Source organism: Wocania arenilitoris, from assembly GCF_021728535.1.
GTDB lineage: Bacteria > Bacteroidota > Bacteroidia > Flavobacteriales > Flavobacteriaceae > Wocania_A > Wocania_A arenilitoris.
Genome location: NZ_JAKKDU010000003.1, coordinates 159,339 through 184,081, shown reverse-complemented (window position 1 = coordinate 184,081; position 24,743 = coordinate 159,339). Strand labels below are relative to the sequence as shown.

The window sequence follows — 24,743 nt, the reverse complement described above, 5'->3', positions numbered from 1 at the left end:
ATCTGAACAGGTTTAAATAAAGACTTTTTAGTAGGTCGTCTAAAAATTATTTTTTAGACGACCTCTTTTTATTTGCAAAATTTGTTATTAAAGCTCTAATGCTTTTTTAACATCACTATCCATTAATAATTCAATTGGATTTTCTAAAGCTTCTTTTACAGCAACTAAAAACCCAACAGATTCTTTACCGTCTATAATTCTATGATCGTAGGATAGTGCTACATACATAATTGGTCTAATTACAACCTTACCATCAATAGCAACTGGTCGTTCAACAATATTATGCATTCCTAAAATTCCACTCTGTGGTGGATTAATAATTGGAGTAGATAGCATACTACCAAACACGCCGCCGTTTGAAATAGTGAAGGTTCCTCCTGTCATTTCATCAACAGTAATTTGTCCATCACGTGCACGAATAGCTAATCGTTTTACTTCAGATTCTACACCTCTAAAGCTTAAATTTTCTACATTTCGCATAACAGGAACCATTAATCCTTTTGGTCCTGAAACAGCAATACTAATGTCGCAAAAATCATATGAAATCATTTCTTTTCCGTCAATCATTGAGTTTACTGCTGGATACATTTTTAAGGCTCTAACTACTGCTAATGTAAAGAAGCTCATAAACCCTAAACCAACACCGTGCTTTATTTTAAAGGTTTCTTTGTACTCACTACGCAAGGCAAAAATTGGCGACATATCAACCTCGTTAAATGTGGTTAACATTGCGGTTGTATTTTTGGCTTCAACCAAACGTTCTGCAACTTTACGACGTAACATAGACATTTTACTGCGTGAAACTCCTCGGCTTCCACCAGTTGGTGTACCCATGCTAGGAATAGCTTTTATAGCATCTTCTTTAGTAACACGACCGTCTTTTCCTGTTCCAGAAATTGAAGCGGCATCAATACCTTTTTCAGCTAAAATCTTTTTAGCAGCTGGACTTGCGGTTCCTGTAGCATATGTTTTTTCTTCAATCGCTTTTGTTTTTGGTGCTTCATCTTTAGGTGTGCCTTCCTTTTTTTCTTCTTTAACATCAGCTCCACCTTCTGGTTTTTCTGCACCAGTGTCAATTAAACATACTACTGCTCCAACTGCAACGGCATCACCTTCTTCAGCTTTCAAGGTAATAGTTCCACTCGCTTCAGCTGGCAGTTCAAGGGTTGCTTTATCACTGTCTACCTCAGCAATAGCTTGATCTTTTTCTACATAATCTCCATCTTCAACTAACCATGTTGCTATTTCTACTTCGGTTATAGATTCACCTGGTGAAGGCACTTTCATTTCTAAAATCATGTTCTATAATTTTAATTTTGGTATGACTTTTAACTATCGTTTTTTATTTTTTATTATTGAAAACTGCGTCTATAACGCGTTGTTGTCTTCTCTTATCTCTTGTGCTAGACCCTGGTGCTGGAACAGAACTATACGGCCTTGAGCAAACATCGAGTTTAACCAAATCCATACGTTGCATAACATGGCTCCAAGCACCCATGTTTTTTGGTTCTTCTTGCGCCCAAACATAATTTTCAACGTTTGGATAACGGTTTATTACTTCCTGAATTTTATCTAAATGTAACGGAAATAACTGTTCTATTCTAACCAAAGCAACATCTTCATTATTCAGTTTTTCTCTTTCAGCTAATAAATCGTAATAGAATTTTCCTGTACAGAAAACTAATTTTTTTATGTTTTTTGGATTTACCGAATCATCAATAACTTCGTCAAAATTACTAGTTGCTAAATCTTTTAAAGATGAAACCGCTTTTGGATGACGCAATAAACTTTTAGGTGTAAATACAATTAAAGGTTTTCTGAAATCGCGTTTCATTTGACGGCGTAATAAATGGAAAAAATTTGCTGGTGTTGTACAATTTGCAACTACCATATTATCTTCTCCACATAATTGAAGATAACGCTCTATTCTTGCCGATGAATGCTCAGAACCTTGACCTTCGTATCCATGTGGCAATAGTACAACAATACCATTTTGTGCTTTCCATTTATCTTCGGATGCTGATAAATACTGATCGAAAATAATTTGAGCACCATTACTAAAATCTCCAAATTGTGCTTCCCAAATAGTTAATGTATTAGGATTAGCCATGGCATATCCGTAATCGAAACCTAACACGCCATATTCTGATAAAAGGGAATTATAAATATCCATTTTACCCTTATTTTCTGGATTAGTATTTAGTAAGTTTATGCGTTCTTCAGAAATTTCGTCTCTTAAAATAGCGTGGCGATGACTAAATGTTCCGCGTTCTACATCTTGCCCAGAAATACGCACGTTAAAACCTTCTTCCATTAAACTTCCGTAGGCTAAAGTTTCTGCCATACCCCAATCTAACGTATCGGTTTCAAAAACCATTTTTGCTCTACCATCTAAAATACGCTCTGCTTTGCGTAAAAATTTAGCACCTTCTGGAACTGTTGAAACAATTTTAGAAATGTGTTTTAATTTTTCAATTGGATAATTGGTATCGGCAGTTTTAAGCATTCCATCAATACCTTGACGATTAAACCCTTTCCAACGTTCTTGCATAAATTCTCTAACCTTAGACGAATCGGCTTCTTTAGATTTAGAATACTCACTTTCTAAAGTGTCTTTAAAGTTGGATATAATCTTATCTAAATATGATTTATCAATAGTTTTTTCTTCTATAAGCTTATCAGAATAGATTTTAAAAGGATTTTTATGTTTTGATATGTTTTTATAAAGTTTTGGCTGCGTAAAACGTGGCTCGTCACCTTCGTTATGTCCATACTTTCTGTACCCAAGCAAATCGATATAAACATCTTTTTTATAACGCATTCTGTACTCTAAAGCCATTTCTACAGCATGTACAACAGCTTCTGCATCATCAGCATTTACATGTAAAACAGGAGATAGTGTAACTTTTGCAACATCGGTACAATAAGTGCTAGATCGAGCATCTAAATAATTAGTTGTAAATCCAATTTGGTTGTTTACAACAATGTGAACAGTTCCTCCAGTTCTATAGCCATTTAGTTGGCTCATTTGTGCTACTTCGTAAACAATGCCTTGTCCTGCAATTGCGGCATCTCCATGAACGATTATAGGGATTATTTTAGAATCATCACCTTCATAATCTGTATCTATTTTTGCTCTAGTTATTCCTTCGGCAACAGATGCAACAGTTTCTAAATGTGATGGATTTGGGACTAAATTCATTTTGATATTCTTACCGTTTTGGTAAGTCTTATCAAGTGTTAATCCTAAATGATATTTTACATCACCATCAATATTTTCGTCTTCAAAGTCTTTTCCATCAAACTCGCTAAAGAGTTCTCGTAAAGGTTTTCTAAAAATATTAACCAGAGTGCTTAAACGCCCACGATGAGCCATTCCTAAAACACATTCCTTTATTCCATACTTTTCTACCGCGTAAAAAAGTGCGTTACTAATTGCTGGAATTAAGGATTCACCTCCTTCTAACGAAAAGCGTTTTTGTCCTACATATTTTGTTTGTAAAAAATTCTCGAAAGTTACAGCTTGATTAAGTTTAGAAAGGATGTACTTCTTTTTTTCTTCAGAAAAATTAGGCTGATTATCATTTTCGTTAAGCTTATTTTGCCACCATTTAATAACTTCTGGATTTCGTAAATACATGTATTCTACACCAATAGAACTGCAATAAATACTTTCTAAATGTGCAATAATTTCGCGTAAAGTTATTGCGCCAATTCCTAAAATTTCGCCAGCATTAAAAACGGTGTCTAAATCACTTTCAGACAATTCAAAATTCTTTAACTCTAAGGTTGGCGAATAGGTTCTACGTTCTCTAACTGGGTTGGTTTTTGTAAACAAATGCCCACGCATTCTATAGCCATCTATGAGCCTTACAACTTGAAACTCTTTCTGAACATGTTCTGGGATTTGAGTAGAAACTCCTTCAATGATCTCACCATCTAACCCATAATTTTCTGAACCAAAATCGTAACCTTGAAAAAAGGCTCTCCAACTTGGTTCTACTGCATCTGGGTTTTGTAAATATTGGTCGTATAAATCAGCAAAATATGCTGTGTGTGCTGCGTTTAAAAATGAAAATTTATCCATTATTATTTTTAATACCGTATAGGTTTGTCAAAATATTTTTCAAAAATACAACTTTTACTAAAATAAGAGGTTGCTTTTATTATAATTATAGGTAATTATTAACGCTTTAAACATTGAGTTAATGTTTCTTTTTAAAATTTTTATTATTCCTGATTTTTTAAAAATACTACTCCTTTGATTTACGACCTTGTTTTAGTAAAAGTTATATTGATTTTTAATACAAACTCTTACAAGTGTCTGTTTAAAAAAGACATTTTTGTCCTAAATATGATAAATATCATATTTTAACTCTCTGTTTGATTGTAGTTTTGCTTTCTAAATCACTTATAATATGAAAACAACACTAAAACTAATCACAATTTTATTTGCAACACTACTTATAAGTTGTGGAGGTAAAGAAGAAAAAAAGAAAGAAGGATTCTCATACCAAAAAAAGGCTCCAACTGAGAAAAAAACAACAGAAAAAGCTGAAAAAGTTCCAGCATCAAAACAAATAGACTTATCTAATAAAGGTGTTGGCCCAATAAAATCTCTCAAATTAAGTTCAGAAATAGATGAGAAAATGGTAGCTCAAGGTGCTGATGTGTTTAAAAAAATGTGTACAGCGTGCCATAGAGCAGACAAGAAATTTATTGGTCCTGCCCCTAAAGATATTTTAGAACGTAGAACTCCAGAATGGGTTATGAATATGATTTTAGATCCAGAAGGAATGGTGAAAAATGATCCATTAGCAAAAGCGCTACTTATTGAGTTTAATGGCTCGCCAATGGCAAACCAGAATTTAACTGAAGAGGAAGCTAGAGCTGTATTAGAATATTTCAGAACATTAAAATAAATAAATATGAAATCATTTAAACAAATGCTTTTTACCGCTTTGTGCCTTATTATAATGGTCGCGTGTAAAAACGAAAACAAAGAAGCCTCAACGAACTCTACAGCTACTCCAGCTGAAAATACTGAAGAAAGAACTGGTCAAGCATTTATGAAAGATGATGAAGGAACTCCAAACTGCTTACAAATAGCTCTTGGGTCTCCAGATCATAAAACATTGGTTGCTGCCGTACAAGCTGCACAAGTGGAAAATGCTTTAGTTAATGTTGGACCACTTACAGTTTTTGCACCAACTGATGATGCATTTGCTGCACTACCAGAAGGAACAGTTGAAAATTTAGTTAAACCTGAAAACAAAGCCACCTTAGCTGATATTTTAAAGTATCATGTAACACCAGGTAACTTAAACGAAAATATTTTAACAAAACTTAAAAAGTTAGGGCAAGCCAATAATCAATATGTAAAAGTGGAAGTAATTGACGGTAAACCAGTAATTGGTGGTGCCAATATTATAGCTTCTGTTAAAGCAGGCAATGGTATTGTACATGTTATAGACAAGGTATTATTACCTCCAAGCAAAGAATAAAACACTAATTAAAACTAATTAAAACAATGAAAAATATATTAAAATCAACTATTGCAATACTAAGTGTTCTAGTAGCATTTACAAGTTGTAACAATTCAGGAAAATCGGATGGTAAATCTGGTGCTCTGGCAAGTAATGTTGCCGAAAAAGTATATGTAGCTCCTGGTGAACATGACGAATTTTACGCCTTTATCTCTGGTGGATTTAGTGGTCAATTAGCAGTATATGGACTTCCTTCAGGTCGTTTATTTAAAGTGATTCCCGTATTCTCTCAAGATGCAGAAAAAGCATACGGATATAATGAAGAAACAAAACCTATGCTTAACACGTCTCATGGTTTTGTGCCTTGGGATGATGCACATCACCCAGATATTTCTCAAACAAACGGACAACTTGATGGTCGTTATGTATTCATTAATGGGAATAATACGCCTAGAATAGCAAAAGTAGATTTAACAACATTTGAAACTACTGAGATTATTGAAATTCCAAATACAGCCGGAAACCATAGTTCCTCTTACGTAACCGATAACACAGAGTACGTAGTTGCAGGAACTCGTTTTGCTATTCCTGTGCCTCAAAGAGATATGCCAATTAAAGATTATAAAGGAAATTTTAAAGGCACTTTATCTTTTATAAAAGTTAATCCAGCGGATGGAGGAATGGATATAAAATTCCAAGTACTTATGCCAGGTTTTGACTTTGATAAAGCGCATCCAGGTAGAGGGAAATCTCATGGTTGGTTCTTCTTTACAACTTATAACACAGAAGAAGCTAGCACGCTAATGGAGGTAAATGCATCTCAAAATGACAAAGATTTTATTGCTGCCGTAAATTGGAAGAAAATTGAAGAATACGTAAATAATGGTGGTGGTAAAAAAATGCCTGCTAATTATGCTCATAATGTTTATGATGAGCATACGCATATGGCAACCTCTACTATGAAGAAAGAGGTATTAATGGTTGATCCTTCAGAAGTTCCCGGAGCATTATACTTTTTACCAACTCCAAAATCGCCACATGGTTGTGATGTAGATCCAACCGGTGAATACATTGTGGGTAGTGGTAAACTTTCAGCAAATGTTACTGTGCACTCTTTTACTAAAATGTTAGACGCTATTGAAAACAAAAAGTTCGCTGGAGATGCGTATGGCATCCCAATCTTAAACTTTGAAGATGTTTTAGCAGGTGCTGTTGAACAACCGGGATTAGGCCCTTTACACACAGAATTTGACAACGAAGGAAACGCATATACATCATTCTTTATTTCTTCTGAAATAGTAAAATGGAAGCTTGGTACATGGGAAGTTCTAGATAGACAGCCTAGTTATTACTCTATTGGACACCTAATGATTCCAGGAGGAAACTCTCAAAAACCATTTGGAAAATACGTTGTTGGAATGAATAAAATTACTAAAGACCGTTACTTACCTACAGGTCCAGAGGTAACTCAATCTGCTCAACTATATGATATATCTGGTGACAAAATGGAGCTTCTGCTAGATTTCCCAACAGTGGGAGAGCCACATTACGCTGCTGGATGTCCTGCGGATTTAATTAAACCTAACTCTAAAAAAATATTCAAGTTAGAAGAAAATCAACATCCATATGTTGCTAAAAGTGAAGCAGATACTAAAGTAGTTCGTGATGGAAAAACGGTTCATATTTACATGACAACAATACGAAGTCACTTTGCACCAGATAATATTGAAGGTGTAAAAGTTGGTGACAAAGTATACTTCCATGTTACAAATTTAGAGCAGGATTATGATGTACCTCATGGTATAAGTATGATTGGGGCTAACACATCCGAATTATTAATTATGCCTGGACAAACAGAGTCTTTCCTTTGGGAACCTAAACAAGTTGGTGTTTGGCCTTTCTATTGCACAGATTTTTGTTCAGCATTACATCAAGAAATGCAGGGTTATGTAAGAGTATCTCCTGCAAATGCAAACACACCATTAAAATGGTCATTAGGTGAAGATATAGAATAAAATAAGTTAGGGAAATTTTGTTTTAGTGTTTATTTTCCTATCAAAGGCGAGAGTTGTCTTTTCGCTCTCGCCTTTCTTTATAAAACACTAATAGTTAAAATCACTAAATCTTAAACGATGAAGAAGTCAAACATTATTATGCTTATTGCTGCGCTTTTACCATTAGGATTATTTGTATTTCCTTTATGGAAAATCACTCTTGAAGCTCCGCAATACCCTACTCCATTGGGAATGTATATTCACATTAATGACTTTTCTGATGTACATCCTCACGATATTAAAAACATCAACCTCATGAATCATTATGTAGGGATGAAGTATATTCCTGAAGCTATACCTGAGTTTAAAATATTTCCAGCAGGAATTATTATTACAACTATAATTGGCTTAGTTATCGCGTATTTTGGAAATTATAAATGGTTTTTGTCTTGGTTTATTTTAATGATAGTTTTGAGTTGTGCTGGTTTATACGATTTTTATCTTTGGGAACATGATTATGGGCATGACCTTGACCCAAAAGCTATCATGAAATTTACAAATCCTGATGGAACCGTTATGGGTTTTCAGCCACCACTATTTGGCAGTAAGGATATTTTAAATTTTAGAGCACATTCTTATCCGCAACTTGGTGCTTTATTTTTAGGGCTAGGTATTGCTGCAAGCCTTTTTGCTTATTTAGTTGGAAAGAAAAACCAAAATAAAACTTGATAAACAATTAGAAAAGACAAAATAAAACACTAAAAAATGAAAAACGCTAAACGTTTTCACGAACACCTAATCAATAAAAGTGACGTGAGTAAAACGCTAAAACACTATACCCTTATGGCATTGTTGCTAATATTTATTAGTTGCAATGTATCACCTCAAGCTATTGATTATGGTAATGACGGTTGCCATTTTTGTAAAATGACTATTGTTGATAAAGTTCATGCAGCAGAGGTAGTTACTAAAAAAGGCAAGGTCTATAAATTTGACGCCTCAGAATGTATGATTAATTTCATGAAAGAATTTGAAATAAATGAAATTAAGCTATACTTATCAAATAATTATACCGAACCAGAAGCGTTAATCGATGCAACAAAAGCAACTTTTTTAATAAGTGAAAATATACCAAGCCCAATGGGAGCTTATTTATCTGCCTTTAAAAATGTAAACGATGCTAAAAAATTTCAATCTGAAAAAGGAGGCGATCTTTATTCTTGGACAGAGTTACTAGACCATTTTAAAGACTAGTTTCATGAAAAATTTAATCGTTTTTTTTTCAACCATTCTTATGGCCAGTACAACCATGGCAAAAACCATTGAGGTTTGTAATTCGTGCAATATTTCATCGCTTAAAACTGCCATTTCTCAAGCCAAAGATTTTGACACTATAATTGTAAAAAAGGGCACTTACAAAGAATATGAAATCTCAGTAAACAAACCACTTGTAATTATTGGTAAAAATTATCCAGTTATTGATGGTGAACTTAAAGGCGAAATTTTTACGATAATATCTGATAACGTAACTATAGATGGTCTGTTTATTATTAATGTAGGAACAAGTTATACCGAAGACTTTGCAGCAATTCGTGTACGTAAAAGCAAAAACTTTATCATTCAAAATGTTGTTTTAGAAAAGCTGTTTTTTGGCATTTACATTGAAAAATCTAACCACGGAAAAGTTTATCACAACAAAATTATAGGAGATGCAGTTAACGAGTACAACTCTGGAAATGGCATCCAGCTTTGGTATAGTAATCATATTGAAATTGAGCACAACTATGTTGAGCACGTTCGAGATGGTATTTATTTAGAATTTTCGGATGACTGCTTAATTAAAAACAACGTTAGTGCAGAAAATTTGAGATACGGACTTCATTTTATGTTCTCAAACGACGATGTGTATCAAGACAATACATTTGAAAATAACGGAGCAGGAGTAGCAGTAATGTTTTCCAAAAAAATAAAAATGCTCAATAATACTTTTAAAGAAAATTGGGGTACTGCTTCTTATGGCATGCTTTTAAAAGAAATAAATGATGCCGAAATTATTGGAAACACTTTTGAAGAAAACACAATTGGTATAAATATAGAGGGCTCTAATCGAATTGTTTACAAAAACAATGATTTTTTAAATAACGGTTGGGCAATTAAAGTGCGTGGTGCCTGTTATGCCAACAGTTTTGTTGAAAACAATTTTTTGTATAATTCTTTTGATATTTCCTATAATAGCAAAGTAAATGATAATGTTTTTGATAGAAATTATTGGAGCAATTATACTGGTTACGACCTTGATAAAGATGGCGTAGGCGATGTGCCTTACAGACCAGTAAAATTGTTTTCCTATATTGTAAATAGAACACCAGAAACCATTATTTTACTCAGGAGTTTGTTTATAGATATTATCGATTTTTCTGAAAAAGTATCACCAGTATTTACACCAGATAATTTGTTGGACAATAATCCTTTAATAAAAAATAACACATGGTAAGCATACAGAACTTACATAAAAAATTCGGCAAAAACCAAGTGCTAAAAGGGGTAGATTTAAACATCAATGAAGGTGGTATTTTCGCAGTTCTGGGACCAAATGGTTCAGGTAAAACTACGTTGATAAAATCAATTTTAGGCATGGTTATTCCTAATAAAGGTGAAATATCTGTGTTAGGTGAGAATATAAAGAAAAGTTCTGATTACAGACATAAAATTGATTACTTACCACAAATAGCCAATTTTCCAAGTAATTTAAAAGTAAGAGAACTTATAAAAATGATTAAAGATTTAAGAGGCAACACTTCTGATGATGAGAGGTTGATAGAGCTTTTCAAACTTAAACCATTTTTAAATAAAAAATTAGGTAATCTTTCGGGAGGAACTAAACAAAAGGTAAACATTGTACTAACGTTTATGTTTGATTGTCCGTTAATAATTCTTGATGAACCAACAACTGGTTTAGACCCTATATCTTTAATACGGCTAAAAGACTTAATTCAAAAAGAAAAAGCAAATGGCAAAACCATTTTAATTACCTCACATATTATGAGTTTTGTTGAAGAGGTTTCTGATGAAATAGTATTTATTTTAGAAGGACAAATATACTTTAAGGGTTCTATTCAAGATTTAAAAACCAAGACAAGTCAACCAGATTTCGAACATGCCATTGCATCCATTTTAACTGAAAATCATGCTTAAAATATTAAAATATAGTTTTTTTGATTTAATCCGCAGTCGCTGGAGTTATGTATACTTTGCATTTTATTTATTGCTGGGAATTGTGCTGTTGTTTTTAAATAACGACTTATCAAAAGCAGTCATCACTTTAATGAATGTTATTATAGTTTTAGTACCATTAATAGGTACTATTTTTGGTGTCATGTATTACTATAATTCAAAAGAATTTACTGAATTATTATTGGCACAACCCTTAAAACGATCATCCATATTTTTAGGTCAATATTTGGGTGTTGCATTATCACTTTCAATGAGTTTAATATTAGGCTTAGGTATTCCTTTTATATTTTATGGATTGTTTGAAAGTAGTGCGATATGGGATTTTTCACTATTACTTGTTACAGGTGTGTTCCTTACATTAATATTTACGGCACTAGCTTTTAATATTGCCTTATCAAATGAAAATAAAATAAAAGGTTTTGGCTACGCCATATTGTTGTGGCTCTTTCTTGCTATAATTTATGATGGGATATTTTTAATGACCTTGGTTATGTTTGAAGATTATCCATTAGATAAATTATCGTTAGTTGGCACGATGCTTAATCCAATCGATTTATCAAGAACACTTATTCTTTTAAAGCTAGATATATCAGCTTTATTAGGTTATACAGGTGCTATTTTTAAGCAGTTTTTTGGCACTAATTTTGGCTTAATAGTTTCCTTTGCAATGTTAACCATTTGGGTCGTTTTACCGGTTTTAAGAATTGTATTTAAGTCTAGAAAGAAAGATTTTTAAACCTTTAAAAAGGATGCGCCAGATTTAATGTTAAGTGCTAATTCTTCTAGACTAGTATTTTCTAACATTTGTTTTAATCCTTCCCGAATAGCTTTAAATTTATCGTGTACAGGACATGGATGTAATTCGTCACATTTGCGTAATCCTAAACCGCATCCATTATAAATTGAATCACCATCTATAGCAGTTACTATATGACTTAGTTTAATACCTCCAATTTTATTTCTATCAATCTCAAAACCACCGTAAGCACCTTTTATAGAATTTACAATATCATGTCTAACTAAGGCTTGCAAAATTTTAGCAGTAAAAGCTTGAGGAGAATCAATTTTTTCTGCAATCTCTTTTGGGCTTACACGCCTACCTTCATAAGAATTTATTGCAATAAAAATTGATGCTTTTATTCCGTATTCGCAAGCTTTTGAAAACATACCGATTGTATTTTAGTACAAAGTTATAATAATATTTTAATAAGGATAAATCTATCCTTATTTAAGATTAGTAGTTGTTTTTAAACCAAACTTTTTGCCATTCGCGCTTTAAAATTAATAAGGACACCTCTTCAGATAATTTTAAAGTATCATTCCCGTCTAAAGCTTTAACCTGCTTTTCAGGAACATCAATTATATAAAGTAAATTTAAATAGTTTGTGAATTTTTCTTGAATAAGCTTATATACCGTTTCATGCAACAAAAATTTTAAACTTGTTGGTAAAATGTCTTCATGAAAATCTAAATCAATATTAGCTAATAAAAAGTCTTTATTGAGCTGAAGAATTAATTTTTTATATAAGTTTAACTGGTTTGCTTCATCAATTAAATCCTCAAAAGTAGATGGTAAATTCATTATACATTTCTATTCATAAGGCTATTTCCAAAATCATTCAACAAGTTCTTTTTGTCCTCAGAAATATTTAAAAGCTCTAAAACAGAAAACGCTTTAGCCGTATAATTATGAATAGCTTCTTTGGTGGCATTAGCCGAACCTGATGATATAAAAATCTGTTTTACAGTTTCTATTTTATCCTTAGACTCGTTAGTATTTATACTAAATAAATGCTGCAATTTTTGTTTATCCTCTTCAGCAGAAAACTCCAAAGCCTTTATATACAAGTAGGTTTTTTTATTTTCAATAATATCACCCCCAACTTGTTTGCCAAAAGTTTCAGGGTTTCCAAAAGCATCTAAATAATCGTCTTGCAATTGAAAAGCGATTCCTAAATTTTTACCAAACTCATAAATGTTGTTCTGGTCTTCCTTGGAAGCGTTTGCAACAATAGCTCCCATTCTCATTGCAGCTCCAACTAAAACGGCTGTTTTATATTCAATCATTTTTAAATACTCAACTATAGTTACATTGTCTCTAGTTTCAAAATCCACATCATATTGTTGACCTTCGCATACCTCTAAAGCCGTTTTACTAAAGAGTTTTGCTAAAGATTGAAAGGTGTTGGCATCATAATTTTCAAATAACTGATACGCCATAATTAACATAGCATCGCCAGAGAGAATACCGGTGTTTACATCCCACTTTTCGTGCACAGTTTTTTGTCCACGACGCAATGGTGCACCATCCATAATATCATCGTGTACTAACGAAAAATTATGAAAAACTTCTATACTTAATGCTGCGTTTAATGCGTTTTTATAATCTGCATTAAAAATATCGGTAGTCATTAAGGTTAAAACTGGTCGTAACCTTTTTCCGCCTAAATTTAAAATATAGCTAATCGGATTGTATAAGGTTTGAGGTTCTTTTACAGTTGAATAATTGTTTAAAAACGCAACAAATTTTTCTTGGTATTCTTTTATTGAAAGCATTAAACAAAAATAGTTTAATTCATCATAATTAAAAACTTGAATTTAAAGGATATGTTAAAAAACATTAAAACTTTGGAAACTTTTTAGGTTTTTAAAGTTTCCTATTGTAGTTTTACTGCCAATTATGAGAGATAAAATATTATTAGGGGCAACAGATTTGTTTTTAAACTACGGTTTTAAAAGCGTAACTATGGACGATATTGCTAATGCTTTGGGCGTTTCTAAAAAAACTATTTATCAGCATTTTGATAACAAAACTAAGCTTGTAGAAGCTACTACACTTAATTTATTTGAGTCTATTTCTTGTGGTATAGACCACATTTGCGCATTAGAAAAAAACCCTATTGAAGAAATTTACAGCATAAAGCAATTTATAATGGAGCATTTAAAAGATGAAAAATCTTCTCCTCAATATCAGCTTCAAAAATATTACCCCAATATATTTAACACATTAAAAAATAAACAGTTTGAAGTAATGCAAACCTGTGTTACTAATAATTTAAATAGAGGCATAAAACTAGGTTTATATCGAGATTCTATTAGCGTAGAATTTATTTCAAGAATTTATTTTAACTCAATGCTTGCAATAAAAGATAAAGACCTGTTCCCACTTAAAAAATTCTCAATAAATATGCTTATGAGCAACTTTTTAGAATATCATTTAAGAGGTATTTGTACAGTAAAAGGGCTTGAGATATTAAATCAATTTATAACATCAAATCAATCATAAAATGAAGAACAAACTAATTTTAGTTTTTAGTTTATTTAGTTCAATTGCAATTTTTTCGCAAAACGATACGAGTAGTTTTTCCTTACAAGAAGCCATAGACTATGCTTTAGAAAATAACAGAAATATAAAGAACGCCGATTTAAATATTCTTGCTGCTAAACAACAAGTTTGGGAGACAACTGCAAGAGGGTTGCCTCAAATTAGTGCTAATGTCGATTATACTTTTAATGTCGTAAGACCTTTTGAACCAGCTCCTGGTGATCCTTTTTCATTCTTTTTTCCAAAACATCAACTAACTCCCAGTGTTAGGTTAAATCAATTACTTTTTGATGGCGGCTACATTGTTGGTCTACAATCAAATAAAGTGTTTTTGGAAATTTCTGATAACGCCAAAGACAAAACAGTGAACGCTATTGAAACCAATGTGGTTAGTGCCTATAATAACGCTTTATTAACTAAAGAAAGTATAGAAATTACCAAAAATAATATTAAGGTATTAACTGATAACTTGGAGGAAACCAAAAAGATATTCGAAAACGGATTGACTGAAGAAGAAGACGTTGAACAATTACAATTAACACTTTCTAGTTTACAAAACAATCTAAGAAGTCTAGAAACACTTTCTGATATTTCAAAAGGTTATTTAAAGATTTTATTAGGTATAGACCAAAATAAAACTATTGAGCTAACCGACTCTTTAGAATCGCTTATTGTTAAAAATATTTCTTTGAATTTAATTAACGACACCCATCAAATAAGTAACAATATTGATTATAAAATAGCAGCTAATGATGCCGAAAGTAAACGATTAGAATATAAATTAGAGAAGTCGGAACAACTTCCAAAAATAAATGCTTTTGTTAGTTCAAGCTACCTTGGTATTTCTGAATCTTTTTCCACATTTTCAAAACCCGAACAACCTTGGTTTTTCTCAACCGCTACTGGCCTTACTATAACTTTACCCATTTTCACTTCTTTTGGTGGGAAAGCCAAAAGACAAAGAGCTATGATTGAATGGGATAAAGCAAAAAACAATTTAATAGACACCGAAAACCAATTGGCAATTGAATTTAAGAATGCTAAAAACGAATATCAATTGGCAATAGATACTTATGCTAATAAACAGCAAAACTTAGCACTTGCCCAAAAAATAGAAAAGAAAAACACCATTAAATATAAAGAAGGTATTGCCAGCAGTTTTGATTTAAGACAAGCTCAAACACAATTATACTCCAGTCAACAAGAATATTTACAAGCTATAATTGATGTTATCAATAAAAAAGCTGAATTAGAAAACTTATTAAACATTAAAATCAACCAATAAATATCAATCATAAAATGCAAAAAATATATTCCTTATTAATCGTAACAATTGTATTAACTTCATGTGGAGGCGATAAAAAAGCTTCTATTGAAGATATTATAGCAACTGATAATTTAGAACAAATTAGACAGTATAAAACTCAATTAGACAGCGAACAACAAACTATTACTTCGCAACTTAAAAGGCTTGAGGCAAAAATTAAAGAACTAGACCCTCAAGAAAAAATTCCTTTAATAACTACTATAGAGGCTAAAGAAGCTGTTTTTATGCATTTTTTAGAATTACAAGGAAATGTTAGTACAAAAGAGAATATTCTTATTTATCCAGAGTTTTCAGGTGTTTTATCTACTGTTTATGTAAAAGAAGGACAGCGTGTAAGCAAAGGGCAAGTATTAGCCAGAATTGATGATGGCGGCTTAAACCAGCAACTAGCACAATTAAAAATTCAAACAGCTTTAGCTAAAACAACTTTTGAGAGACAAGAACGCTTATGGAATCAAAATATTGGAAGCGAAATTCAATATTTACAATCTAAAGCGACCTACGAAGCTCAAGAACAAGCAGTAAACCAATTACAAAATCAAGTTTTAAAAACAGTAGTTCGTGCTCCTTTCACAGGCACTATTGATGATGTAATAACAGAACAAGGATCTGTTGTAGCTCCTGGTTCAACACCTTTATTTAGAATTGTAAATCTCCAAAATATGTATATCGAAACAGATGTTCCCGAACGTTACATTTCTGATGTAGTTGCTGGTAAAGATGTATTGGTAAACTTTACAGTTTTAAATATACAAGTAGATGCCAAAGTTCGTCAAGCTGGAAATTTTATCAATCCTGCAAACAGAACATTTAAAATACAAGTTGGTTTAGACAATAAAGACAAATCTATTAAACCAAACTTAACTGCTAAACTTAAGATTAACGATTATACCAACGATAAAGCTATTTTAATTCCACAAAGTATTATTTCTGAAAATGCAAAAGGCGAACAGTACGTTTATACTATTTCAGACAAATCTGAAAACAAAGGAGTTGTAAATCGTGTAATTATTGAAACTGGCAAAACTCAAGGTGATAATATAGAAGTGCTTTCTGGTATAAAAGATGGGACTGAAATTGTAAACGAAGGAGCTAGAAGTGTTAAAGACGGGCAAGAAGTAAAAATTATTGAATTTGAGGCTTCAAAATAATCGCTTAAAGATTTAAAGAAATGACAAAAAATAATAAAAAGAAAAAAGTAGATAAAGAGTTCGGGTTATCATCGTGGGCTATTAATAATAAAACCACTATGTACGTGCTAATAATGCTTATTCTTTTCTTAGGTGCCGGCGCTTATTTTAGTATGCCTCGCGAAAATTTTCCAGAAATAAAAGAAACCAAAATCTATATAAGCTCTGTTTATCCTGGCAACACAGCAGAGGATATCGAGAAACTAATTACAGACCCTATTGAAGACAAACTAAAAACGGTTAGTAACGTGGTTGAAATTACCTCAACATCACAAGAAGATTACTCTATTATTATAGTAGAATTTGATGAAGATATTAGTGTTGATGCTGCAAAACAAAAAGTAAAGGACGAGGTAGATTCGGAAACTTCAGGCGAAGATTGGCCAACATTTAATGGTGCTAAAGTAGAGCCTAATATTTTCGACTTAAGCATGTCTGAAGAAATTCCTATTCTAAATATTAACATCTCTGGAAACTATCCAGTAGATAAATTAAAAGAATATGGCGAATATTTAGAAGACGAAATAGAAAGCTTGCAAGAAATAAAGCAGGTAGACATTCGTGGTGCTCAAGAAAAAGAAGTAGAAGTTGCTGTTGATATATATAAAATGATGGCAGCCCAAGTAAGTTTTGATGACATAATAAATACTATAAGCAGAGAAAATATGACCATGTCTGCAGGTAATTTAATTGCCAGCGGACAACGAAGAACTATTAGAATTTTAGGCGAAATTGAAAACCCCAATGAGCTTGAAAGCTTTGTAGTAAAATCAGAAAATGGAAACGCGATTTATTTAAGAGATGTTGCTAAAGTATCGTTTAAAGATGAAGACAAAACTACCTATGCACGCGAATTTGGGAGTCCTGTGGTTATGCTTGATGTTAAAAAACGAGCAGGTAAAAACATGGTTGCTGCTGCAGAACAAATTGATGTTATAGTAAAAGATGCTATTGCAAATGTATTTCCACAAGATTTAGTTGTTAATATAGCTAACGACCAGTCATCAAAAACCATTGGACAAGTTGATGATTTAGTAAACAACATTATATTCGGTATTATCCTGGTAGTAACCGTTTTAATGTTCTTTTTAGGTTTCAAAAACGCCTTATTTGTTGGGTTTGCAATACCTATGTCTATGTTTATGTCTTTAATGATTTTAAACTTATTTGGCTATACCATGAATACCATGATTCTTTTTGGACTCATTATGGGACTCGGAATGTTAGTTGATAACGGTATTGTGGTAGTTGAAAACGTATATCGCCTGATGAGTGAAGAAGGCATGACCCGAATTCAAGCAGCCAAAAAAGGTATTGGAGAAATTGCATTTCCTATTATAATATCAACACTAACCACAGTAGCTGCTTTCGTCCCTTTGGGTTTATGGCCTGGTGTAATGGGGCAATTCATGATTTATTTCCCAATAACACTATCTGTTGTTTTAGGGTCTTCATTATTTGTAGCTATATTTTTTAACTCTGTTTTAGTATCTCAATTCATGACTACAGAAGACAAAGACATGCCACTAAAACAAATTATTAAAATTTCAATTATAGTAGGTAGTATTGGTTTACTTATTACCATTTTTGGAGGTGCCTACAGAGGTTTGGGCTCTTTAATGATTGTTACTGTTGGTTTACTTTGGATTTACAGGTTATTCTTAAGAGGTTGGGCAAATGGGTTTCAAAACAAAATATTACCTAAATGGGAACGATTTTATGAGAAAACACTTCGTGCTGCTTTAAGTGGAAGAAAACCTATTTTTATTACTATAGGCACTTTCGTTTTACTTATTGTTGCATTTATGGGCTTTGGTGCTTCAGTAGGAAGTCAACGTACTAAAGTAGAATTCTTTCCAGATAATACGCCAAATCAAATTATTGTTTATATAGAATACCCTGAAGGTACAGATATTAAAAAAACTAATGCCATTACTGAAGATATTGAGCAACGTGTTTATAAAATTATAAATGACGAAGCCTACATGAATGGTGATTTTAATTTCTTGACAGAAAGCGCTGTATCACAAGTTGGAGAAGGTGCTGGAAACCCTCAAACGGATGGAGGTTCTGCTGCAGAAATGCCACATCGAAGTAAAATTACTGCCACTATGCGAGAGTATAAATATAGAGACGGTGCAGACAGTAACATTCTTCTTAAAAAAGTACAAGAAGCTTTAAAAGATATTTATCCTGGTGTAGCTATTTCTGTGGAAAAAGATGCTGTTGGCCCTCCTGCCGGTTATCCCATAAATATTGAATTAGAGGGTGAAGACTATACTGAACTTATAGCTAATGCAGAAGCTCTTAGAAACTTTATTAATTCGAAAAACATTCAAGGTATTGATGAATTAAAAATTGACGTCAACAAATCGAAACCTTCAATGCAAGTTTTAGTTGACCGAAAAAAGGCAGGTGAATTAGGTGTTACTTCTGGACAAGTAGGACAACAATTGCGTAATGCTATTTTTGGTGCTAAAGCTGGTATTTATAAAGAAGATGGTGAAGATTATGATATCTATGTTCGCTTTAATGAAGAAAACAGGTACAATACCAGTGCTATTTTTAATCAGAAAATGACGTTTAGAGACATGGCTTCTGGACAGATAAAAGAAATACCTGTATCTTCTGTTGCTAAACAAAGTAACAATTCTGGTTTTAGTGCCATAAAACATATACAAACCGAGCGTGTAGTAACTGTATATTCTGCACTAGCTCCAGGCTTTACTGATGCCGCAGCTGTAGTTTCTGAAATTGAAAAAGAAGCTGCAGATTTTATTGAAAACAAAGTTCCTGATGATATAAAAATTGACTTTACTGGACAAATTGAAGAACAAGAAAAACAAATGGCCTTTTTAATGGGAGCCTTTTTTACAGGTTTGGGTTTAATCTTCTTCATTTTAATATTTCAATTTAACTCGGTTTCAAAACCTGGAATTATTATGCTGGCTATTTTCTTGAGTTTAATAGGTGTGTTTGGAGGTATTGTAGCTACCGGAAGTGCTTTTGTTATTATGATGACTATGATGGGTATAATTTCACTTGCTGGCATTGTAGTAAATAATGGTGTGGTTTTACTAGATTATACACAGTTATTAGTTGATAGGAAAAAAGTAGAACACGATTTAGATGACGAGCATTATTTAGAAACTTCTGATTTATTAGAAGCTATTATAAAAGGCGGAAAGGCTCGTTTACGCCCTGTTTTATTAACGGCAATTACTACCATTTTAGGATTGATTCCATTAGCAACAGGTTTAAATATTAATTTCTTCACTTTGTTTAGTGAATTCAACCCAAATATTTACGTCGGTGGAGATAATGTAATTTTCTGGGGTCCTTTAGCGTGGACTGTTATTTACGGCTTATTTATTGCCACCTTCCTTACATTAATTGTGGTACCTATTTTATTCTTTTTAGTTACTAAATTTAAAATGTGGCTTTATAAAGATAGAGTAGCTCATTACAAAGAAGAGCTAGTACCTCAAGAAGTATTTAATATGGATAAACCCTTAGAAGAATAATTAACTGTAATTTGATTAATAGCAAAGCTCCAAGTTTTCTTAATTGAAGACTTGGAGCTTCTTATTTTTTAGATTACCGCCATACAAAATCTCCAGTATCAACTGACCAATTGTTTCCAAAAAAACCAGCGCATTTAACTGCTGGCATACCATTTTGTAATACCTCATCATCAAAAAGTAAAACATCAGGAAATGTAGTTCCATTTACCAAATAATGATTCATATATGCAGCTTTCATGCCTTTGCTTCCTGTCGCTGTAACTACGCCAACACTAGCCTTATCGCTATCTTTCCTTGGCACAACAAAGTACATGCCCCATTGGTTTCCAAACAATGTTTTCCCATTAAAATTCACACCATAATCCTTAACTTGTATCGGGCAGTCTTTTAAAAGCATGTTCCAAGCTTTATTATTATCTGCATTACCATAAATAACAACATTCCTATCGGCATACTTTTTTAACGAAAAATCAACATCTTTAACAATATCAATATATCCATTGGCTCTATACCAAAATGTTTCAGCATCAAAACGTGCTCTGTTGTAATACCATACATTTTCTGTTGGAGTGCCATTAGTAGCATAAACAAAAACAACATTGTTATTAAAAGCATCTTTAAAACCACCGCTTCTATGTGGTCCTTTTTCTTTTAAACTAGGTGATGACGTAACTTGCCAGATATCATTAACTTTCTTAAAGAATACTTTTTTATCATTTTGAATATTTAATGATGTATCATCAATTTTAATACTTGTATTTGCATCTTTCAAAGCGGAAAAATCAACTTCAATTAAAGCCACATTATCTGTTGTTAATTGATATCCATCTTCTTTTGAAAACTTAAAAGAACTCGTAAAAAAAGGTTTTTCTTGCTGGTGAATAGTTATAAAATGAGAGCTCGCAGAAACTCCTGGTGAACCCGTAAAAAATTCAAAGGTTTTTATATCGTCATCATCTTTAATCGTACGCTGCTTGAAAAAATTAAAAATAGGATCCCAATCTACGCTATGGTTGCCGTACCAATGCGTCCCTTCTGGATATTCGTAATACGTAAAATCTGGGTGGAATTTCCCTAAACGTTCCCGCATATCACGGGCAATGTAAGTTGGTACTACATTATCTATTTCGCCATGTAAAACATAAACACCATGATGCAAATAATTACGAATAAGCTGTAAAGTTCTGCTAGGAGTTCCCGCTCTATGAATAATGTTTTCTATGGCAGTTGGCTCCCGTTTTTCAGTCATTCGCTCTAATATTTTTGGTGTAATCCCAAAGCGCTTTAGTTGATCTTCAGACATGTTTAACATCCTTTTTGTAAAGCCATCTCTATACAATAGCAAATCGGGATAACCCGCACAAGGTGCAATGGCTGCAAATTTATCAGGGTATGTTGCCCCTAAATACCAAGTGCCATGACCACCCATAGAATGCCCTGTTAAATATATTTTTTTGCTATTTGGTTTGTAAATACTTTTAGCATCTGCCAAAACTTCAAGCGCATCAAGTCTTCCCCAATCTTCCCATGCAAATCCAAATGGGCGACGATTAGTTGGTGCTATTAAATTACCCCAATCTTTTTTCTTATAAGCATTGGCCTGATTTACAGCTTCAACCGAAGCACCGTGAACTGACAAAAACAAGGCACTATCTTCTAAGTTTTTATTACTTGATGGCGCCACACTGTAATATTGAATACTGCCATCAATATTACTTTTAAGTGTTCGCTTGTGATGTTTATGTTTCGATTTTATTTGAATTGGAATGGTTTTAGAATTAATAATTGCGCCATTATTACTATTTAAACTTAATTTTAAATCTGCCTTTCCAATTTGGTTTTCATCTAAAATAGAGGCTATTTTAAACGGTACTTTTTGCACACTTAAAGGTGGAATATTTGGGATATTGTGAATTGATGTTTTTCCACTTATTTCTGATGAAATTGTGAAGTTTTCAACCCAATCCTCAGAAGTATTAATTACTCGTATAGCTCCTAAATAGGTATTATCTTCTTCAACCAAAATATCTGGTAAGGTTACATCCCTAGTAGTAAATTGAATATTTGCTTGTGGCTCAATTAATCGGGCTCTTATTCTTGGAAAGCGCCCCACTTTTAAAACAAATTTATTCAGTCCTTTTTTTAGTTTTAACGGAATTAAATTCCAGCCAAAATCGTAATGATCACCTTCATGTGGCAATCCATTAATTAAAACTAAAGAATGACCCGAAGCCTCAAAAAGTACTGTTTGTTCACTTTTAGAATTGTAACTTAAATACACGTAACTAGACCGTAAATTTCTATCATTAAAACTATTAGTTGTATCTGTTTTAATAGTTTTCCATTTTAATTCGTTACCCAAAAAATCTATATCAAACACATCATCATTTTCAGGCTCATAATTAGCCTGCATTAAAAACCTTCTAAAAACTTGGTCTTTTGGAAATGCCGAAGAGTTAAACCTAAAATTCTGAATTTTTAAAGCTAATCCTGTTTTAAAAACATGCAAAAGCTTTCCTTCTTTAATATCGTTTACTTTTTCTTTTCCAAAGTATTCAACAATATTTCCTGTACGTTGCTGTGCTATTGCGGTCAATGATCCAATCATTAAAAACAGCAAAATGATTCTAATTTTAATTTTAGCTAAATGCATTACAAATGGTTTATATATTAAGTAAGCTACCTCAGAGCAAGCTCATTTGGCATTCATAAGAGAAAGAGATTTTAAATCTCGATTATAGAGTAAAATTAGGTAATTCATTTTATATAAAAATATTTTTCGACCAACAACTAAAAGTCTCCAATAAAGAACTTTTCAAACCTTAAAAAAGACGGATAAAATAGGTGATGTACATGGTTATTTCTTTAAATTTGCACTTCAATTTATTAGCATGTACAGAACTCATACTTGTGGCGAATTAAACGCCTCTAATATAAACACAGAAGTAACCCTTGCTGGTTGGGTGCAAAAATCGCGCGACAAAGGTTTTATTGTTTGGATAGATTTGCGCGACCGATACGGTATTACCCAATTAGTTTTTGATGAAGAACGTACATCAAAAAATATGCTAGAGCAAGCTCAAAAACTAGGTCGTGAGTTTGTTATTCAGGTAAAAGGAAGTGTGATTGAGCGCGCTTCAAAAAACCCCAATATACCAACTGGTGATATTGAAATTTTAGTAACAGAATTACGGGTTCTGAACAAAGCAAAATTACCCCCATTTACTATTGAAGATAAAACCGATGGTGGTGAAGATTTACGGATGAAATACAGGTATTTAGATATTCGTCGTAACCCTGTAAAAAACAGTTTGATTTTTAGAGCCAAAGTAACCCAGGAGGTTCGTAATTATTTATCTAACGAAGGCTTTATTGAGGTTGAAACGCCTTATTTAATTAAATCAACACCAGAAGGCGCTCGAGATTTTGTGGTACCTTCTAGAATGAATGAAGGTCAGTTTTATGCCTTACCGCAATCCCCACAAACCTTTAAGCAATTGCTTATGGTTGGCGGGATGGACAAATATTTTCAAATTGTAAAATGCTTTAGAGATGAAGATTTACGTGCCGATAGGCAACCAGAATTCACTCAAATAGATTGTGAAATGGCGTTTATTGAGCAAGAAGATATTTTAAATGCTTTTGAAGGTTTAACGCGCCATTTGCTTAAAGAAGTTAATGGTGTTGAAGTTGATAAATTCCCGCGACTACTTTACGATGATGCGATGCGTTTGTACGGAAACGACAAACCAGATATTCGATTTGGGATGCAATTTGGTGAGTTAAACCAAGTAACTCAACACAAAGATTTTGGGGTTTTTAACTCTGCTGAATTGGTTGTAGGTATAGCTGTTCCAGGCGGTAACAGCTATAGCAGAAAAGACATTGATAAATTAATAGACTGGGTTAAGCGACCACAAATTGGTGCTTTAGGAATGGTATATTGCCGTTGTAATGATGACGGCACTTATAAATCATCTGTCGATAAATTTTATAATCCAGACGACTTAGCAAAATGGGCAAAAATAACCAGAGCTAAAGCTGGCGATTTAATTTGTGTGCTTTCTGGCGAAACCAATAAAGTAAGAGCGCAACTAAGCGCCCTACGCATGGAGTTAGCAGAACGATTAGGGTTAAGAGACCCAAAAGTATTTGCACCACTTTGGGTTATCGATTTCCCGTTATTAGAACTTGATGAGGAAACCGGACATTATCACGCCATGCATCACCCATTTACTTCTCCAAAACCAGGACAAATAGAATTGTTAGATTCTAAACCTGGCGAAGTAAAAGCCAATGCTTACGATTTAGTTTTAAATGGTAATGAAATTGGTGGCGGATCAATTCGTATTCATGATAAAAAAACCCAAGCCATCATGCTAAAACATTTAGGGTTTACTGAAGAAGAAGCTAAAGCACAATTCGGATTTTTAATGGATGCTTTTGAATATGGAGCACCACCACACGGTGGATTAGCTTTTGGTTTAGATAGACTAGTTGCCATTTTGGGCGGACAAGAAACCATTAGAGATTTTATTGCTTTCCCAAAAAACAATTCAGGTCGCGATGTCATGATTGATGCCCCGGCACCAATTGATGATGAACAACTTGAAGAATTAAGTTTGAAGCTTAATTTAAAAGACGCATAGTGTCATTAAGTGAT

19 protein-coding genes are annotated in these 24,743 nt (G+C 32.9%); 13 read left to right on the top strand and 6 right to left on the bottom strand.

Features of this window, described 5'->3' with window-relative positions:
* Positions 1-87 precede the first annotated feature (87 nt).
* Both odhB and L3X37_RS03460 read right to left on the bottom strand, forming a co-directional pair.
* A complete protein-coding gene (odhB, locus tag L3X37_RS03465; protein ID WP_237238785.1) occupies positions 88-1,299 on the bottom strand; it encodes a 2-oxoglutarate dehydrogenase complex dihydrolipoyllysine-residue succinyltransferase in 1,212 nt (403 codons plus the stop codon).
* A 43-nt stretch (positions 1,300-1,342) separates the two neighbouring features.
* A complete protein-coding gene (locus L3X37_RS03460) occupies positions 1,343-4,087 on the bottom strand; it encodes a 2-oxoglutarate dehydrogenase E1 component (protein WP_237238784.1) in 2,745 nt (914 codons plus the stop codon).
* 331 nt (positions 4,088-4,418) lie between these two features.
* Here L3X37_RS03460 and L3X37_RS03455 point away from each other — a divergent pair, with 331 nt between their 5' ends.
* The 8 genes from L3X37_RS03455 (at position 4,419) to L3X37_RS03420 (ending at position 11,450) form a co-directional block, all read left to right on the top strand.
* A complete protein-coding gene (locus L3X37_RS03455; protein ID WP_237238783.1) occupies positions 4,419-4,922 on the top strand; it encodes a c-type cytochrome in 504 nt (167 codons plus the stop codon).
* A gap of 6 nt (positions 4,923-4,928) precedes the next feature.
* The gene (locus L3X37_RS03450) at positions 4,929-5,504 is read left to right on the top strand and encodes a fasciclin domain-containing protein (RefSeq protein WP_237238782.1); all 576 of its coding nucleotides are present in this window, start codon (positions 4,929-4,931) and stop codon (positions 5,502-5,504) included.
* A gap of 26 nt (positions 5,505-5,530) precedes the next feature.
* The gene (nosZ, locus tag L3X37_RS03445; protein WP_237238781.1) at positions 5,531-7,501 is read left to right on the top strand and encodes a Sec-dependent nitrous-oxide reductase; all 1,971 of its coding nucleotides are present in this window, start codon (positions 5,531-5,533) and stop codon (positions 7,499-7,501) included.
* A gap of 117 nt (positions 7,502-7,618) precedes the next feature.
* Positions 7,619-8,209, top strand: a complete 591-nt coding sequence (locus L3X37_RS03440; RefSeq protein ID WP_237238780.1) for a hypothetical protein — start codon at positions 7,619-7,621, stop codon at positions 8,207-8,209.
* Between the two features lie 36 nt (positions 8,210-8,245).
* Complete coding sequence (locus L3X37_RS03435) at positions 8,246-8,734, top strand: nitrous oxide reductase accessory protein NosL (RefSeq protein WP_237238779.1); 489 nt, start codon at positions 8,246-8,248, stop codon at positions 8,732-8,734.
* Positions 8,735-8,738: 4 nt separating this feature from the next.
* A complete protein-coding gene (locus L3X37_RS03430) occupies positions 8,739-9,974 on the top strand; it encodes a nitrous oxide reductase family maturation protein NosD (protein ID WP_237238778.1) in 1,236 nt (411 codons plus the stop codon).
* Positions 9,968-10,675, top strand: coding sequence for an ABC transporter ATP-binding protein (locus tag L3X37_RS03425; RefSeq protein ID WP_237238777.1), 708 nt, complete (start codon positions 9,968-9,970; stop codon positions 10,673-10,675). Before L3X37_RS03430 ends, L3X37_RS03425 begins: the two co-directional genes overlap by 7 nt.
* Positions 10,668-11,450: an ABC transporter permease gene (locus L3X37_RS03420; RefSeq protein ID WP_237238776.1), complete on the top strand. Its 783-nt coding sequence runs from the start codon at positions 10,668-10,670 to the stop codon at positions 11,448-11,450. The genes L3X37_RS03425 and L3X37_RS03420 overlap by 8 nt, the downstream gene beginning before the upstream one ends.
* Here L3X37_RS03420 and L3X37_RS03415 read toward each other — a convergent pair.
* From L3X37_RS03415 to L3X37_RS03405, 3 genes are all read right to left on the bottom strand, one after another.
* Positions 11,447-11,881, bottom strand: a complete 435-nt coding sequence (locus L3X37_RS03415) for an RrF2 family transcriptional regulator (protein WP_237238775.1) — start codon at positions 11,879-11,881, stop codon at positions 11,447-11,449. The two genes, L3X37_RS03420 and L3X37_RS03415, sit on opposite strands and share 4 nt — an antisense overlap.
* Before the next feature lie 67 nt (positions 11,882-11,948).
* Complete coding sequence (locus L3X37_RS03410) at positions 11,949-12,296, bottom strand: hypothetical protein (protein ID WP_237238774.1); 348 nt, start codon at positions 12,294-12,296, stop codon at positions 11,949-11,951.
* A complete protein-coding gene (locus L3X37_RS03405) occupies positions 12,296-13,270 on the bottom strand; it encodes a polyprenyl synthetase family protein (RefSeq protein WP_237238773.1) in 975 nt (324 codons plus the stop codon). Before L3X37_RS03405 ends, L3X37_RS03410 begins: the two co-directional genes overlap by 1 nt.
* 124 nt (positions 13,271-13,394) lie before the next feature.
* Between L3X37_RS03405 and L3X37_RS03400 the strand changes: the two genes are divergently transcribed.
* From L3X37_RS03400 to L3X37_RS03385, 4 genes are read left to right on the top strand one after another with little or no spacing between them, the layout of a single operon-like run.
* Complete coding sequence (locus L3X37_RS03400) at positions 13,395-14,000, top strand: TetR/AcrR family transcriptional regulator (RefSeq protein WP_237238772.1); 606 nt, start codon at positions 13,395-13,397, stop codon at positions 13,998-14,000.
* Position 14,001: 1 nt separating this feature from the next.
* Positions 14,002-15,324, top strand: coding sequence for a TolC family protein (locus L3X37_RS03395; RefSeq protein WP_237238771.1), 1,323 nt, complete (start codon positions 14,002-14,004; stop codon positions 15,322-15,324).
* 14 nt (positions 15,325-15,338) lie between these two features.
* The gene (locus L3X37_RS03390; RefSeq protein WP_237238770.1) at positions 15,339-16,517 is read left to right on the top strand and encodes an efflux RND transporter periplasmic adaptor subunit; all 1,179 of its coding nucleotides are present in this window, start codon (positions 15,339-15,341) and stop codon (positions 16,515-16,517) included.
* Positions 16,518-16,537: 20 nt separating this feature from the next.
* The gene (locus tag L3X37_RS03385; protein WP_237238769.1) at positions 16,538-20,080 is read left to right on the top strand and encodes an efflux RND transporter permease subunit; all 3,543 of its coding nucleotides are present in this window, start codon (positions 16,538-16,540) and stop codon (positions 20,078-20,080) included.
* A 73-nt stretch (positions 20,081-20,153) separates the two neighbouring features.
* On the opposite strand, the gene L3X37_RS03380 is transcribed toward L3X37_RS03385, so the two are convergent.
* Positions 20,154-22,733: a carboxylesterase family protein gene (locus L3X37_RS03380; RefSeq protein ID WP_237238768.1), complete on the bottom strand. Its 2,580-nt coding sequence runs from the start codon at positions 22,731-22,733 to the stop codon at positions 20,154-20,156.
* Positions 22,734-22,971: 238 nt separating this feature from the next.
* Here L3X37_RS03380 and aspS point away from each other — a divergent pair, with 238 nt between their 5' ends.
* Positions 22,972-24,729 (top strand): aspartate--tRNA ligase, encoded by a 1,758-nt coding sequence (aspS, locus tag L3X37_RS03375; RefSeq protein ID WP_237238767.1) that lies wholly within the window; start codon positions 22,972-22,974, stop codon positions 24,727-24,729.
* The last annotated feature ends 14 nt before the right edge of the window (positions 24,730-24,743 follow it).